Genomic DNA, 14,296 nt, shown 5'->3' with positions numbered 1-14,296 from the left:
GCCCTCGGCAGCGGTCTCACCCGTGCCCGGCTCCGGCCTAGTTCTGGTGCGCCTCGTAGTGCGCGACCGCCTCGGCGGTGCGCCCGGCTCCGTATACCCGGAGGAACTCTGCCAGCTCGGGGTGGCTCGGTGCGAGGGAGTCCGCCGCGTCGATGATGTCACCGGCGGCGGCGACCGACCGCAGCAGTGACTGGATCTCGCGGACGACCCGCCGCACGGTCGGTGCGCCCGTGCTGTTGGTCGTCTGGCTGGTGGCGGTGAGGACTGAGCCGCCCTGCGACTTCTTGACCTCTTCCATCCGGGCGGTGGCCTCGGCGGCGCTGACGCTGCCGTCGGCGACCTGGCCCGCGAGATCCTGGAGCGCCTGAACGCGCTGGACCACGGCGGGATTTCCGATCTTGGCGCGCTGGCCGCTCATCAGCTGCGAGAGCATCGGGGCCGACAGACCGAGCACTGCGGCGAGCCTGGCCTGATTCAGCCCCAGGTCGTCGATCAGCCGGCGGAAGAGGGCTCCCAGCGGTTCTCCGTACCAGCTGCGCTGAAGTTCCCGGGCTCTTGCTGTCGATTCCTGCTGTGCGGCGTCCATTCGCGTCTCCCCATCGCTTCCCCAGGCGGCAGCTTCGCTGCTGCGAACCTCTGGGGCATCCTACGGAGCGGGGTCGCGCACCGGGAGTCCCAATCCTTTTGTGGGATCACGGGGGACACCCGGTACTCTGTTCCAGGCGGTCACCGGCGTGCCCTGCGGAACCGTCGTACACCCCTTCCGGGGCCTTAGCTCAGTTGGTAGAGCGCTGTCTTTGCATGGCAGATGTCAGGGGTTCGACTCCCCTAGGCTCCACACCTCTTGAGGGCCCTCCGACTGCGGAAACGTGGTCGGAGGGCCTTCTTCCGTATCAGGCCGCGCGGCCCTGCGGGATCGGTCTCCCGCCGAGTACATGCTGGTGGAGGCGTTGTACGCGTGCGGACGGCTCGACGCCGAGTTCGTCGACCAGAGTAGTCCGCAGACGCTGGAAGGCCTCAAGCGCCCGCCAGGTGTGGCCCGCCCGGTGCAGGGCTGTCATCAGGTGGCCGCAGAGATTCTCGTCGAGCGGGCGCTGCGCGGTCAGCATCAGCAGTTCGCTCAGGATCTCGTTGTGCCGGCCGAGCCGCAGATCGATTTCGATACGGAGTTCTCGCGCACGCGTCTGCTGCTCGTTCAGGCCGAGCACCTCCGTCTCCAGCACGCGGCCGGCCGGGACGTCGGCCAGGGCCGCCCCGCGCCACAGGGCGAGAGCCTCGCCCAGCGTCCAGGACGCCGCGGCGTCGTCGCCCCGCGCCAGCGCCTCGCCGGCCGTGGCGCTCATGTCCGTGAAGGTGTTCACGTCACAGGTGACCGCGGGCGCGTTCAGTTGATAGCTGCCGAAATGGGTTGTCAGAACGTCTTTGGGGGAGAGCGGCGAGTCCGCGGGCAAGGCGTCGCCGATGAGTCGTCGAAGTTGCAGTACATACGTCTGCAAGGTGGTCGGGGCGCTCCGCGGAATGCGGTCGCCCCATATCTCGTCCATGAGTGTGGAAACCGGAACCATGCGACCCGCGCGCAGGGCGAGAAGGGCGAGCAACTGTCTTGGTTTGCCTGCCCTCGGCACGATCGACCTGTCATGGATCCGGACACTCAGAGGACCCAGCACTTCGATATCCATACGGCACCTCCGTATGTGAATAGGCAACATCTTGGCCGCACGTATGAACCAAGAGGTGCCCCGGCGGCGCGGGTCGTCGGCACCGGTCGTCCGGTGCGGAGCAGCCCATGCCACGCCCGGCCCATGCCTGCGGCCGGACAAGCCCATCAGACGAGAATGCGGAATTCCGGAATTACTTTCCGTAACTCCACCACGGTGGTCGGCCGTGGGTGCGCCGCATTTCGCTGACCAATCCCCGTAATCCCCCTTGGCTCACTGGTCAACCCAGCGATGTGGGTCACGGTAATGCGACCCCATGATCCGTCGCAGCCGACTATCAGCCAATTTCTGAAACCCGTGGGGTGCGTGGGCCCGAATCATTCGCCCCGTGGCGCGATTCGGTCGCGATGGTTCCAGTAGGTGGGCGCTCCGCGGTCGGGCCGACGCCGTAGAGGATCACGTACCACCCGTGCCACGAGCCCGATCGGAGTGATCACCAGCAGATAGACGGCGGCGAGCAGCACGGAGGCGGCGAGGTGCCGTATCCCGCTCATGGGCAATGTCCTCTCGTTGTCCTCAGTCCCTCAGTCCCTCAGTCCAGCGGTATCAGGTCGCGCCAGTCGTCCTTCTCCGACCAGGCGGGCTGGGCGGGCTTCTCCAGCAGGAAGTCACCGAGCGCCAGCGTGTCGATGTCCGTACGCATGAAGCACCGGTAGGCGTCCTCGGGGGTCGCCACGATCGGCTCGCCGCGCACGTTGAAGGACGTGTTGACCAGGACCGGGCAGCCGGTCAGTTCGTTGAAGTCGCCCAGCAACCGGTGCAGTCGCGGGTCATGGTCGGCCGTGACCGTCTGGACGCGCGCGGAGTGGTCCACATGCGTCACCGCCGGGACCGTCGACCGGCGCGCCCGAAGGCGGTCGAGCCCTGTCGCGTCGGCCGCGACATCGGCCTCGATCCGCTGCCGCTCGGCGACCGCCGCCACGACGAGCATGTACGGGCTCGGCTGTCGCAGGTCGAAGTACTCCTCGGTGTGCTCGGCCATCACGATCGGGGCGAAGGGCCGGAAGGACTCCCGGAACTTGATCTTCTGGTTCATGACCGACTGCATCGTCGGATTCCGCGCGTCCCCGAGGATCGAACGGGAGCCGAGGGCCCGCGGCCCGAACTCCATCCGCCCCTGGAACCACCCCACCACCTTCCCCTCGGCCAGCTCCCCCGCGACCCTGCGCGAGAGCTCCTCCGCACGGAGGCGGGTGCAGGGGAGCGAGCGGGCGTCCAGGAAGGCCTTGATCTCGTCGCTGTCGAAACCCGGCCCGAGGCGCGAACCACGCATGGCGTCACGGGACTCGCGCGTATGCGTGCGCTCCGTGCCGGGTCCGTCCCGCCTGGCCAGCAGCGCGGCGCCGAGCGCGCCGCCCGCGTCCCCCGCGGCCGGCTGCACCCAGACCTCCTCGAAGAGGCCGCTCTCCACGATCTTCCCGTTGGCCACGCAGTTCAGCGCCACACCCCCGGCCATGCACAGGTGGCTCTCGCCGGTGAGCCGCTGTGCCGTACGGGCCAGCTTGAGCATCACTTCTTCGGTGACCTGCTGCACCGAAGCGGCGAGGTCGAACTCCCGCTCCGTGAGCGGTCCTTCGGGCTCCCGGCGCGGCCCCCCGAAGAGCTGCTCGAAGCGGCGCCCGGTCATCACCTGGCCGTGCAGGAACTCGAAGAACCGGGTGTCGAGCCGGAACGAGCCGTCGTCCTTCAGGTCGATCAGGTGCTCACGGATCAGTGGTGCGTAGACGGGCTTGCCGTACGGCGCGAGGCCCATCAGCTTGTACTCGCCGGAGTCGACCTTGAAGCCGCAGAAGTAGGTGAAGGAGGAGTAGAGCAGCCCCAGGGAGTGCGGGAAGGACAGCTCGGCCACCGGCGCGACGCGGTCACCGGTGCCGTGCCAGATGGAGGTGGTGGTCCACTCACCCACGCCGTCCACACAGAGCACGGCCGCCGATTCGTAGGGACTCGGCAGGAAGGCGGACGCCGCGTGCGACTCGTGGTGCTCAAAGCATTCGATGTCGGGTACAGGGCCGAGTCCCAGCTCCGCCAGCCGGTCGCGGACCTCGGAGGCCGTACGCAGCTTCCACCCCAGCCAGGCGGGTGCGACTTCGCGGAAGGAGCTCCAGGTACGGGGCGCGGTCCCCAGATATGTCGCGAGCACCCGGCGGAATTTACGTGCGGGCTGCTCGTAGTAGGCGATCCGGTCGAGGTCGCCGAGCTTCGCGCCGCCTTCGTCGAGGCAGTAACGGACGGCCAGTTCGGGGAAGGACGGATCGTGCCGGCGCCTGCTGAACCGCTCCTCCTGCGCAGCCGCGATGATGCCGTTCTCGCCGACCAGGGCGGCGGCGCTGTCGTGGTAGTAGGCGGAGAGGCCGAGAACGGTGGTGGCCGGGGTACGCATGGCCATGGGTCAGCTCCTCAGATCGAGGTGGTCCGGGTGTGCCGGCCGGTGCGGGCGGTCCTGGTGTGCCTCGGGGGCCCGATGCGCCGGGTGGTCCGGGCGCCGGGCGCGATTCGCGCGCCGGGTGTGGAACGCGGCGTACAGCTCCGCCGCCCGGCCGCTCGGCGGATTGAGCGAGCGGTGGCCCACCTTGATCCGCTCCCAGATGTCGTGGGTCCTGCCGGGCCCGAGGACTCCGGGCAGATCGGCCAGATAGCTGTCGATCGCGTCCGCGGCCCAGGCGGAGTGCCCGGTGGCGACGTTGTCGATGGTGTTGTGCAGATCCACGAACTGGGTGCTGAAACCGTGGTGCTTCAGCCCCACCCGCGCACTGCGGTAGCTGCCACCGACACCGGACAGTTCCATGGCGAGGTTGAGCCCGAGGATCTCCGGCATGAAGGTCTCGGGGAAGCGCGAGATGCTCAGCCAGTAGACCGGCATCGAGAACGCCTCGTCACGGAAGTCCGGCCAGGCGCTGAACTCCGGTGACGCGGTGGCGGGCAGATCGATGCCCATCTCGCTCAGCAGCGCGCGGTAGATGCGTGGATGGTTGAGGTCGGACTCGCCGTTGCCTAGTTCGTCCCAGTAGGTCCGGAAGAGCAGGTGGCCGGAGCGGGACGAGGCGTGCTGATAGTCGGTGAAGCCCTGGAGCCAGCCTCCGTCGATCATGATCAGCGGGGCGAGCTGGAGGGTGGAGTCGATCAGCTCTTCGCGTGAGGGCAGCTCGACGTCGCTTTCTTGGAAGGTCTCGGCGTGCCGGTCGTGCGCGCGGGTGAGCCATTGACGCAGTCCGTGCTCCGCGTCCCAGTGCACGGGCAGTCGCTCGGGCGCGCGGTGCGGTGCGTAACGGGAACGGGCCAGCCAGCGGGTCGCGTAGGAGTACGCGAATTCGCGCAGGGCCGGGGAGTCGGCACGGCTGAGGAGGCTTCGGTAAGCGCCGCGGGCCGTGGGGCGGGAGCGTGCGGCGGAGGTACGGCGGCGGCCGGGACGCACCGGAGAAGTGGTGGACCCGCCTTCCGGATCCGCGCGACCGGCATCCTCAACGGCGTCCCGAGCGGGGTCGAGGCCGGTGTCAAGGTCCGCGTCCTGGGCATGCCAGGCGCGCTGCGCCTCGCGCAGTGCCTCGTGGTGGGCGGGCGGAAGACCGTCCTCCGGATGCGGCTCCGCGCCTTCCGGCGGCAGATGCGCGATCCACCGGCGGAGCACCGCGATGTCTTCCTCCGTGAAGATCCGGAACATCGGCCCGTCGGGCGCTACGAGCCCACCCAGCAGAGGACTTGAGTCCGGTTTCCCCGGGCGTACGAGCCTGCTCCGGGACAGCGCGGTGAGGAAAGGACCGGGCCCGGCGTCCACGTCGGCGAACCAGTCGGAGAGCGGACGGCCGTCGAGTTCGTAGTCGGAGTGGTAGACGGCCGCCTGACGGGCCCGGCGGCAGATCAGCCGCCAGACGCCGTGGTCCGGGTGGCGGGCCAGCGACGTCTCGTCGAGCAGCCGGGCGCTCCAGGAGCGCACTTCGCGCGCGGCCCAGTGGAAGCCGAGCCGCAGCCGGCGCTCCGCCTCCTGGCCGCCCGCCGGGCCCGCCAGGGCGGACCGTTCCTCGATGTACGCGCGGGCGGCGGCCAGCGACAACTCCCGTGCGGTGGGCGCGGCGCCCGGCCGGGCCCCGCCCATGTCCAGGCTCTCCAGGTCGTCGCCCCCGGCACCGCCCGACCCGAGCACGGCCGCGACCGCGGGCGGCGTCCCCACCGCCCGCAGACAGAGGTCCGCCCCGAGGATCTCCGGCAGGAACTCGCCGGGCTGCCTGCTCATCGCGAGCAGCAGCGCGATCAGCCGGAAGCCGGCGGTCTCGACGTACTCACTGCTCGCCAGCCGTACCCCCGGCTGCTCCTCGGCGATCCGGTGCCGGCGGAGCAGGGCACGGTACGCGCTGCCGCGATCCGAGAGCGGCAGCCCGGCGCCGACATCGGAGGCGTAGAGGGTGAGCACCCTGAGGACCGGTTCGGTCTCGGAGTTGCCCGGACTGGGGATCCACTGGAGCCAGGCACCGGCGGAGAGGGCCAGCGGCGCGCAGTCGCGCAGCACGCCGCGTACGGCCTCCGGCCCTTCGAGCACCAAGGCGAACCGGTCCGCCTCCTCGCCGCTCCACCGCCGGACCGTCTCCATCAGATCCGGAAGCGCGGCGTCGTCCCCATGCCCGCTCGCGCCCGTCTGCTCGCCCGCGCCCGCCGCGTCGCCCGCCGCGCCGTTCGTTTCAGGTGCCGGCAGAGCGGCCCGTACGAGTTCCACGTCCCGGGCGGACAGTGGCAGCGGGCCCTCGGGGGCCAGTGCTCGCAGATACAGGGCGCGGTACATGGCGGTCGCGTTCCTTCCGCTCAGAACATCGGGTAGATGGTGTTGTCCTTGCGAGGCTTCTTCTTGCGTCGCCGGAAGAGCGCCAGGAGTTTCTTGAGCACGGCTGATCACCTCATTCCCGTGGTCTCTGTCACGCCGGCCTGTTGAGACCCAGTTCGGCGTTCATGATGTCCACCGCCACGCGGTTGCCGTCGTCGTTGAGGTGCGGCTGGTCGGTGAACAGCCAGGAGTCCCTGCTCGGCGCCACCTTGAAGGCGGCGTTGAGGTCGAGAAAGTCGATTCCGCGCGTCTTGCACGCGTCCGCCAGCGCCTGCGAGTAGACGGCGTGGACCGAGGGTTCGAGGATCTGCCGGAAGAGATCCCACACCCCGCCGCGTTCGGTGTAGTTCTCCTCGATGAGGAGCTTCTCCTCGGCGGTGAGGGACTTTCCGCACCAGGACGCGGTGGGCTGGAGTACGTACCGCACACGCGCCCCGGTCGGCACGGCCAGGTACTGGAGCGTGTCGAGATCGCGGAGCGCGTTGCGGAGCGCGACCTCGATCCGCGCGTCCGGGTCGGCCAGCGCAGGCTTGTCGGTGTCCTTCGCCTTGTCCGCCCCGCCGCCGAGCCCGATACGCCGGGCGGCCCGCGCGAGCTTCCCGGGCTGTTGGCCGGGCTTCTCGAACTGGTCGGTCATGATGCCCAGCTGACGGAAGAACGGCCCGGAGAAGAAGAACTGCCCGTACCCCTCGTCCGCGCCGGGGAGCCCGGAGACCACCAGATTGTTGAGCCCGGAGAAGACGACGATGTCCCGGACCCGGGGCAGGCTGTGCCGGTGCATCAGGAAGACGATCAGTTCCTGGGTGGAGTTGAACGCCGGGGCCGCGAGATTGAGCCACGGCACCGTGCCCTCGCCCTGCGAGAGCAGTGAGGGGATGGTGTGGGCGTCGGCGGTCGCACCAAATCCGAAGGCGGTGGAGGCGCCGAGGATCAGGCTCACCTCCCCTTCGGGGAGGGGTTCGCCGAGCGATACAGGGCCGTTGTCGGTCTCCGTTATCCGGAAGCCGGCGGAGTCGGTGTTGATCGCGGGAGACCGGTAGTCGGTCCGGTTGTAGAACATGACGTACGGCATCCAGCGGATGTCCGCGCCCGCGAAATCCTCGTAATGCTTCATCTGCGGAGTCAGCTTCGCCTGCTGTTCCACGGGAGTCCCCCTTGAGCCGGTGGCGGGCGCCCGTGCGGAGTCACGGCCCCCGGGGCTGCCGTGCCCTCGGCCCCGACTCTCCCTTCCGCACCTCGACTCCGGCTCAGGCGCCGCTGGACGCCCGCTGGATCACGGCTCGACTCCGGCTCGACCGCCGCTTGAGGGCGGCTTGAGGACGCCGCCGCCCGAATGGCCTGACGCGGCCTCAGGAATCCGTCGTCGGGCCGTAGAGGTTGATCAGTTGGGCGAGGTGACGGCCGGCTGTCAGCAGGGGGCGATCGCTTCTGGAGACCTGGGAGGCCAGTTCGGCGCCTTCGAGGGTGCTGATCACGGTGTGGGCCAGATCGCGGGCGTCGTCCTCCGCGATTTCGGCGCGGCGAAGTCGCGCATACACCAGGTCGCGCCAGTTCGCGAACGCGGCAGCCGCGGCCTCCTGGATGTCGGGGGCGCGCCCCGCCGTGCCGAGGGCGGTGGAGGTGACCGGGCAGCCCTCGACCCAGTCGGACTCGCGCAGCCCCTCCGCCAGGCGGTAGGCGCAGTCGATCACCGCCTGGGCCGGGTCGGCCGCGCCGTCGAGGGTGAGGCGCAGCTCGTCGGCGAACTCGCGCTCGCCGTGCCCGATCGCGGCGACGGCCAGCTGCTGCTTGCCGCCGGGGAAGAAGTGGTAGACCGACCCGAGTGTGGCTCCGGCCTCGGTCGAGATCTGTTTGATCCCCGTGCCGTCGTAGCCCTGGCGCTGCATCAGGAGCGACGCCGCCCGGACGATCCTCTCGCGCGTGCCGACCGGGCGTTCGCTTTCCTTCGTGGGGTCCTGCTCCGCCGTCCTCACGGCGGCAAGTCTACTGAATAGAACGCTCGCTCTAGCGGCGTGCTACGTTCTCCACTGGATAGAGCGTTCGTTCTAGTGGGAGTGGGACACGTGACGACGACGCATGCGAGTACGGGTACGGGCAAGGATGCGCCCGCGGTGACCGTGATCGGCCTCGGCCCGATGGGGCGGGCGATGGCGGGCGCGTACCTCGACAAGGGGTACGAGGTGACCCTCTGGAACCGCAGCGCGGGCAAGGCCGAGGAACTGGTGGCCAGGGGCGCCACCGAGGCTCCCTCGGTCGGTGAGGCCCTCGCCGCCGGCGGGCCGGTCGTGCTCAGCCTGACCGACTACGACGCGATGTACGCGATCCTCGAACCGGCCGCGGCGAGCCTGCCGGGACGGGTGGTCGTCAATCTGACCTCGGACACCCCCGAGCGGGCGCGGGCCGCCGCGCTCTGGTTCGAGGGGCATGGCGCACGGCAGCTGACCGGCGGGGTGAACACACCGCCCTCCGGCATCGGCACGCGGGAGGTCTTCACGTACTACAGCGGCCCCCGCGACCTCTTCGAGGAGCTGGCGCCGACGCTTGAGGTGCTGACCACCACCGACTACCGGGGCGAGGACCAGGGGCTGGCGGCGCTGTACTACCAGATCGGGATGGACCTGTTCTGGACCTCGATGCTCAGCTGGGTGCACGCCCTGGCGGTCGCCGACGCCAACGGCATCCCGGCCGCCGAGATCCTGCCGTACGCGTCGGAGAGCGCGCGCGGGATGTCCCGGTTCTTCGAGTTCTACACGCCCCGGATCGACGCCGGTGAGTTCCCCGGCGACGTGGACAGGCTCGCCATGGGGGTGGCCAGCATCGAGCACGTCGTGCACACCACCGAGGCGGCGGGGGTCGACACCGCCCTGCCCGCGGCGGTCCTGGAACTGTTCAGGCGAGGCGTCGCGGAGGGGCACGCGGACGACAGCTTCACCAGCCTGTTCAAGGTGATGAAGGGGCGCCCGAAGGCCGCCTGACCGGGCATGAGAAACGATTGACGGCGCCCGTTGCACCGTACGGGTGGTGTTCATCAGAAGAACTGCGCAGTGGCGGCGTTGGTCCCTCGATTCCCAAGATGCGTACACATCATGAGGAAGGTATGTAGATCGCTCAACCCGAGCGCAACCTGAAAGCGAGGGGCCATGGCCGCCTTCAAGGTCAAGAATCTGTGGACAGCCTTCCTGACCGCGTTCTTCGCGGTACTCACCACCCTGGGGCTGACCGCCCCCGCAGCGGCGGACGCCGCCGTACATCAGCCCGCCGAGCAGCCCGCGAAGGGTGGTCAGCCGCCGGTCGCCGCCGAGGAGCGGGGCGGTGGCCTGACACGGGGCGAAGGCGTCGCGCGGGTCGGAGGTGTGACGGCACCCGCGGTGCAACGGGCACTGCCGCAGAGCGCGCGGCCGGCGGACACGTCCCGGCCGCCGACCATCGAGCAGCGTATCCGCGCGGAAGCGCACGGTTCGTCACCCTCGGTCCGCCGGATGCCCGTCGACACCCGTACGGACGCCGATGTCGCGCGTGACAACAAGTCGGCCGCCGACGCGGCGCTTTCGGCGGCGGCGTGAGGAACCGGGATTCCCTCAGGACTCCTGGCATCCGCGGCGCACTCGGCGCCCGCGTGACCCGCTTCACCAGAGCCACCCGCAGCACCCGCGTCATGAGCGTCGCCAGCGTCATCCGCGCCATCCGCGCCGCCCGCATCAGCAGCGTCACCAGCGGCATCCGTGTCCCATGGGACACACACGAGACCGGTGCCACACGCGGTGCTCACACCACGCGCGACACCCGAACCACCGCCTTACGGATCACCACCCCCTGGATCACCGGCCGCCCGTCACTCACTTGCGGTCGTCGCGATCCTTCGCCCCTTTGTTCTTGGCCTGCTTCGCCTGTACCTCCGGGTCGAGCGCACCCTGGCTGCCGTCGACGGACGACAGCGACGAGTTGTGCGCGGAGACCTCGGTAGCGGCGGGCGGCTCCACCAACCAGTCGGGATTCGCCTGCTTGTCCCACCACTTCCACGCGGCGACAGCGCCACCGGTCAGCACACCGAGGACCACCAGGCCCTTGGCGAGCCGTCCGCACCTGGCCCGCCGCTCATGCTTCCTCACAAGCTTCTGGACCTCCTTCACCGTGATCTGACCGCGCAGCGCGGCGATGGCGGCAGCGGAACGTGCCGCCGCCTCCCCGGCCACCGGCTGTGCGACGGAGACCGCGTGCTCGACGCGCGGCACCGTGTAGCCGGCTGCCTGACGCGCCGCCTTGCGCGTCCGCGCGGCGGCACGCTGTGCGGCCATGTCGAGGTTCGGCGGCACACGCGGCGCCACATACACGCCGTACTGAACACGAGCCTGCTTCGCGGCTTTCGACACCTTGGGTGCGAGCCGGACGCGGGCCTCTTCGGCGTACAACGCGGCCTGTTCCTTGGCCGTGTCGGCGTAGGGCGCCACCGCTTCCGCGGCGTGCAGCACGCTCTCCCTCGCCGAATCGGTAGCGGCGCGCACGCTGTCCATGCGGGTCACAGGATCCTCCTCATCGGTGGCGGTCAGGGGCTTGGGGTTTCCCCCGTTATTTGGACAAAGTTCCGCCTGTCCATCCAGCTCGAAATCATGCCTGCCGCCCGCCGGACCGGCATGCGGTGCGGGCATCCGGGTGGGGGCGGGCGGCGCGACCACCGTCCGTGCGAGGATCGACAGGGTCAGAGCAGACTCACGGAAGGCAGATCGTGGCCGAGCAGCTTTACGCCACCCTGAAGACCAACCACGGCGATATCGAGATCCGGCTCCTGCCGAACCACGCGCCGAAGACGGTCAAGAACTTTGTGGAGCTCGCCAAGGGCGAGCGTGAATGGACCAACCCGGCGACCGGTAAGAAGTCCAGTGACCAGCTGTACGACGGCACCGTCTTCCACCGGGTCATCAGCGGTTTCATGATCCAGGGTGGGGACCCCCTGGGCAACGGCACCGGCGGACCGGGCTACGAGTTCGAGGACGAGTTCCACCCGGACCTCGCCTTCGACAAGCCCTACCTCCTGGCCATGGCGAACGCGGGACCGGGCACCAACGGCTCGCAGTTCTTCGTCACCCTCGCTCCCACCGCGTGGCTGACCCGCAAGCACACCATCTTCGGTGAGGTCACCGACGAGGCGAGCAAGAAGGTCGTGGACTCCATCGGAGCCACCAAGACCAACCCGCGCACCGACCGCCCGGTGGAAGAAGTCCGGATCGAGTCGGTTCTCGTCGAGTCCCGCTGAGACCCGTCCCAGGTCTCGGATTCCCGTTCGGGGAACCTCCCGCCCTGCCCGTCCGTAGTGGTTACATACCGGACGGGGAGGGCGGTGTGCTGTGCGCCCTTCCGCCGCAACGAGTACCGAGGGGACAGATGGACCAGCAGCCCGGGGGCCAGGAGCGGCCCGCCGCCGACGCCACACCCCACTGTTACCGGCACCCGGACCGTGAGACGGGCATCCGCTGTACCCGCTGCGAGCGCCCCATCTGCACGGACTGCATGATCAGCGCCTCCGTCGGATTCCAGTGTCCGAACTGCGTACGGGAGGCGAACGGATCGGGCATGTCCCCGACCTCCACCCGCCCGCGCACGATCACCGGCGGCACCATCTCCGCCGACCCCCGGCTGATCACGAAGATCCTGCTGGGGCTCAACCTCGCGGTCTTCGTCGCCGTCCTCGCCGCCGAGCAGCGCGTCGTCGGTGAGCTGGATCTCATCGGGCACGCCTTCAACCCGGAGATCGGCGAGATCGTCGGTGTCGCGGACGGGCAGTGGTACCGGCTGTTCACGGCGATGTTCCTGCACCAGGCCGTGTGGCACATCGCGTTCAACATGCTGGGGCTGTGGTGGCTCGGCGGCCCGCTGGAGGCGGCGCTCGGACGCGTGCGCTTCGTCGCGCTGTATCTGATCTCCGGTCTGGCCGGCAGCGCCCTGACCTATCTGATCGCCGCTCCGAACCAGCCGTCGCTCGGTGCCTCGGGTGCCATCTTCGGTCTCCTCGGCGCCACGGCCGTCCTGATGCGCCGGATGAACTACGACATGAGGCCGGTCCTCGCGCTCCTCGCGCTGAACCTGCTCTTCACGTTCACCTGGTCCGGGATCGCCTGGGAGGCGCATCTCGGCGGTCTGGTCGCGGGCACGGCGATCGCCGTGGGCCTCGTGCACGCGCCGCGTGAGCACAGGGCGCTGGTCCAGTGGGGCACCTGCGCGGTGGTGCTGCTCGCGACCGTGGCGGTCATCGTGATCAGAACGACTCAGCTCACCTGAGCCCCGGGCAGCCCGGGATCCCGCAGCGATTCCGCGGCCCCGAGGCCGTCGGAGACCCTGAAGCACACAGTTGTCCACAGCGTGTGTCGGATCTTGTGCATTCTGTGGGGAACAGCAGTGCCCCTTGTCGCTGATCTGGGTTTTCCCAGCAGGGACAAGGGGCGAGACGCTTCATCACATCGGCCGAAGCGGGTGAGCCAGTCACACCGGCGTCAACCTGCCGTGGAGTTATCCACAGATCGTCAGACCTTTTCCCCCGGCTGTGGACAGCGCTGTGGATAAGTCTCTGGGCAGAGCTTGACGCCGGCGGCCGTCGCTACTTCCACTGTGTGGAGACACCGAAGCCGGCGGCGATGAAACCGAAGCCGACCACGATGTTCCAGTTGCCGAAGGCGTCGATCGGCAGCGAACCCTCGGTCACATAGAAGACGACGATCCAGGCCAGCCCGATGAGGAACAGGGCGAGCATGACCGGCGCCACCCAGCTCCGGTTGGACAGGTTTATCGTGGTCGACTGCTTCGCCGCGGGGGGCGGAGTGAAATCGGCCTTCTTGCGGATACGTGACTTCGGCACGAGGGACTCTCCTGTCGATGCGCTGCGTGACCGCGCAGGTAACTGAAACGGTGTGCCGGGGTGAGGAGCAGGGGGAACACTGGCTCCCCCGGGCGTCCGTTAGCGTAGTGCTTCCGTGGCGCCTAAGGAGATAAGGGTACGTTGAGCAATTCTGCCGACTCCCCCGAAGGGCCGGTCCGCCGAAGGGTCTGGCGGCCGGTCCGGCTGCTCACAGCGGGTGTCTTCGCCCTCGCGGGCCTCATCTTCGTCACGAGCTTCAACACGGCGAAGGGCACCAACCTCCGTACGGACGACTCCCTGCTCAAGCTCTCGGACCTGATCCAGGAGCGCAGCGACAAGAACGGCGAGCTGGAGGAGTCCACCGGGGCCGTACGGAAGGACGTCGACAGGCTCGCCAACCGCGACGACGGCTCCACGAAGGCGGAGGACGCCGAACTGCGTGAACTGGAGGACGCGGCGGGGACCAAGAAGGTCTCGGGCCGGGCCCTCACCGTCACCCTGGACGACGCCCCGCCGGACGCCACGGCCAATCCGGGCTACCCCGAACCGCAGCCCAACGACCTCGTCATCCACCAGCAGGATCTCCAGGCCGTCGTCAACGCACTCTGGCAGGGCGGTGCGCGCGGCATCCAGGTCATGGACCAGCGGCTGATCTCCACCAGCGCGGTGCGCTGCGTCGGCAACACCCTGATCCTCCAGGGCCGGGTCTACTCACCCCCGTACAAGATCACGGCCGTGGGGGACCAGGGCAGGCTGCGGAAGGCGCTGGACGATTCGCCCGCGATCCAGAACTACCAGCTGTACGTACAGGCGTACGGGCTCGGCTGGAAGGTCGACGAGCACGGCGGGACGACGCTCCCCGGCTACACGGGCGCGGTGGATCTCCACTACGCGGAGCCCGTGAGGTAGCCGGGCGGAGCC

The 14,296-nt window shown here is 69.1% G+C and carries 14 protein-coding genes and 1 tRNA gene; 6 read left to right on the top strand and 9 right to left on the bottom strand.

Going from position 1 to position 14,296, the window contains the following annotated elements; all coding sequences use genetic code 11:
* Positions 1-37: 37 nt before the first annotated feature.
* Positions 38-586: a DNA-binding protein gene (locus tag ACFWV8_RS16130; protein ID WP_189106179.1), complete on the bottom strand. Its 549-nt coding sequence runs from the start codon at positions 584-586 to the stop codon at positions 38-40.
* Between the two features lie 179 nt (positions 587-765).
* Between ACFWV8_RS16130 and ACFWV8_RS16125 the strand changes: the two genes are divergently transcribed.
* A tRNA-Ala gene (locus ACFWV8_RS16125) sits at positions 766-838 on the top strand.
* Between the two features lie 55 nt (positions 839-893).
* Here ACFWV8_RS16125 and ACFWV8_RS16120 read toward each other — a convergent pair.
* The 6 genes from ACFWV8_RS16120 to ACFWV8_RS16095 form a co-directional block, all read right to left on the bottom strand.
* Entirely contained in the window at positions 894-1,679 is a 786-nt protein-coding gene (locus ACFWV8_RS16120) for a BTAD domain-containing putative transcriptional regulator (RefSeq protein ID WP_384201692.1), read from the bottom strand.
* A 356-nt stretch (positions 1,680-2,035) separates the two neighbouring features.
* Complete coding sequence (locus tag ACFWV8_RS16115; protein WP_329384960.1) at positions 2,036-2,212, bottom strand: hypothetical protein; 177 nt, start codon at positions 2,210-2,212, stop codon at positions 2,036-2,038.
* 38 nt (positions 2,213-2,250) lie between these two features.
* Entirely contained in the window at positions 2,251-4,104 is a 1,854-nt protein-coding gene (locus tag ACFWV8_RS16110; protein WP_384201689.1) for a carbamoyltransferase, read from the bottom strand.
* A gap of 3 nt (positions 4,105-4,107) precedes the next feature.
* On the bottom strand, positions 4,108-6,489 hold the full coding sequence (locus tag ACFWV8_RS16105) for an iron-containing redox enzyme family protein (RefSeq protein WP_384201686.1): 2,382 nt from the start codon (positions 6,487-6,489) through the stop codon (positions 4,108-4,110).
* A 130-nt stretch (positions 6,490-6,619) separates the two neighbouring features.
* Complete coding sequence (locus ACFWV8_RS16100; protein ID WP_384201684.1) at positions 6,620-7,672, bottom strand: IopA; 1,053 nt, start codon at positions 7,670-7,672, stop codon at positions 6,620-6,622.
* 205 nt (positions 7,673-7,877) lie between these two features.
* Positions 7,878-8,501 carry a TetR/AcrR family transcriptional regulator gene (locus tag ACFWV8_RS16095; protein WP_329384952.1) on the bottom strand — a complete coding sequence of 208 codons (624 nt, stop codon included), beginning with the start codon at positions 8,499-8,501 and terminating at the stop codon, positions 7,878-7,880.
* A 90-nt stretch (positions 8,502-8,591) separates the two neighbouring features.
* Between ACFWV8_RS16095 and ACFWV8_RS16090 the strand changes: the two genes are divergently transcribed.
* A complete protein-coding gene (locus ACFWV8_RS16090) occupies positions 8,592-9,503 on the top strand; it encodes an NAD(P)-dependent oxidoreductase (protein WP_384201681.1) in 912 nt (303 codons plus the stop codon).
* A gap of 165 nt (positions 9,504-9,668) precedes the next feature.
* The gene (locus ACFWV8_RS16085) at positions 9,669-10,091 is read left to right on the top strand and encodes a DUF6344 domain-containing protein (RefSeq protein ID WP_384201678.1); all 423 of its coding nucleotides are present in this window, start codon (positions 9,669-9,671) and stop codon (positions 10,089-10,091) included.
* 273 nt (positions 10,092-10,364) lie between these two features.
* Here the strand turns inward: ACFWV8_RS16085 and ACFWV8_RS16080 are convergent, their stop codons facing one another.
* A complete protein-coding gene (locus tag ACFWV8_RS16080; protein ID WP_329384946.1) occupies positions 10,365-11,048 on the bottom strand; it encodes a DUF5324 family protein in 684 nt (227 codons plus the stop codon).
* Between the two features lie 203 nt (positions 11,049-11,251).
* Between ACFWV8_RS16080 and ACFWV8_RS16075 the strand changes: the two genes are divergently transcribed.
* Both ACFWV8_RS16075 and ACFWV8_RS16070 read left to right on the top strand, forming a co-directional pair.
* On the top strand, positions 11,252-11,779 hold the full coding sequence (locus ACFWV8_RS16075; protein WP_384201675.1) for a peptidylprolyl isomerase: 528 nt from the start codon (positions 11,252-11,254) through the stop codon (positions 11,777-11,779).
* Positions 11,780-11,907: 128 nt separating this feature from the next.
* Complete coding sequence (locus ACFWV8_RS16070; RefSeq protein WP_384201672.1) at positions 11,908-12,801, top strand: rhomboid family intramembrane serine protease; 894 nt, start codon at positions 11,908-11,910, stop codon at positions 12,799-12,801.
* A gap of 316 nt (positions 12,802-13,117) precedes the next feature.
* Here the strand turns inward: ACFWV8_RS16070 and crgA are convergent, their stop codons facing one another.
* Positions 13,118-13,375, bottom strand: a complete 258-nt coding sequence (gene crgA / locus ACFWV8_RS16065) for a cell division protein CrgA (RefSeq protein ID WP_329384941.1) — start codon at positions 13,373-13,375, stop codon at positions 13,118-13,120.
* Between the two features lie 141 nt (positions 13,376-13,516).
* Here crgA and ACFWV8_RS16060 point away from each other — a divergent pair, with 141 nt between their 5' ends.
* Positions 13,517-14,284, top strand: a complete 768-nt coding sequence (locus ACFWV8_RS16060; RefSeq protein ID WP_384201669.1) for a DUF881 domain-containing protein — start codon at positions 13,517-13,519, stop codon at positions 14,282-14,284.
* Positions 14,285-14,296 lie beyond the last annotated feature (12 nt).

The organism is Streptomyces sp. NPDC058665, from assembly GCF_042714995.1.
Lineage (GTDB): Bacteria > Actinomycetota > Actinomycetes > Streptomycetales > Streptomycetaceae > Streptomyces.
The sequence above is the reverse complement of the archived record's forward strand: the minus strand, read 5'-3'. Positions and strand labels throughout refer to the sequence as shown.

Bases quoted from the DNA above. Each gene is read 5' to 3' on its own strand.
- ACFWV8_RS16130 (WP_189106179.1), bottom strand. From the start codon at position 586: ATGGACGCCGCACAGCAGGAATCGACAGCAAGAGCCCGGGAACTTCAG.
- ACFWV8_RS16120 (WP_384201692.1), bottom strand. From the start codon at position 1,679: ATGGATATCGAAGTGCTGGGTCCTCTGAGTGTCCGGATCCATGACAGG.
- ACFWV8_RS16115 (WP_329384960.1), bottom strand. From the start codon at position 2,212: ATGAGCGGGATACGGCACCTCGCCGCCTCCGTGCTGCTCGCCGCCGTC.
- ACFWV8_RS16110 (WP_384201689.1), bottom strand. From the start codon at position 4,104: ATGGCCATGCGTACCCCGGCCACCACCGTTCTCGGCCTCTCCGCCTAC.
- ACFWV8_RS16105 (WP_384201686.1), bottom strand. From the start codon at position 6,489: ATGTACCGCGCCCTGTATCTGCGAGCACTGGCCCCCGAGGGCCCGCTG.
- ACFWV8_RS16085 (WP_384201678.1), top strand. From the start codon at position 9,669: ATGGCCGCCTTCAAGGTCAAGAATCTGTGGACAGCCTTCCTGACCGCG.
- ACFWV8_RS16070 (WP_384201672.1), top strand. From the start codon at position 11,908: ATGGACCAGCAGCCCGGGGGCCAGGAGCGGCCCGCCGCCGACGCCACA.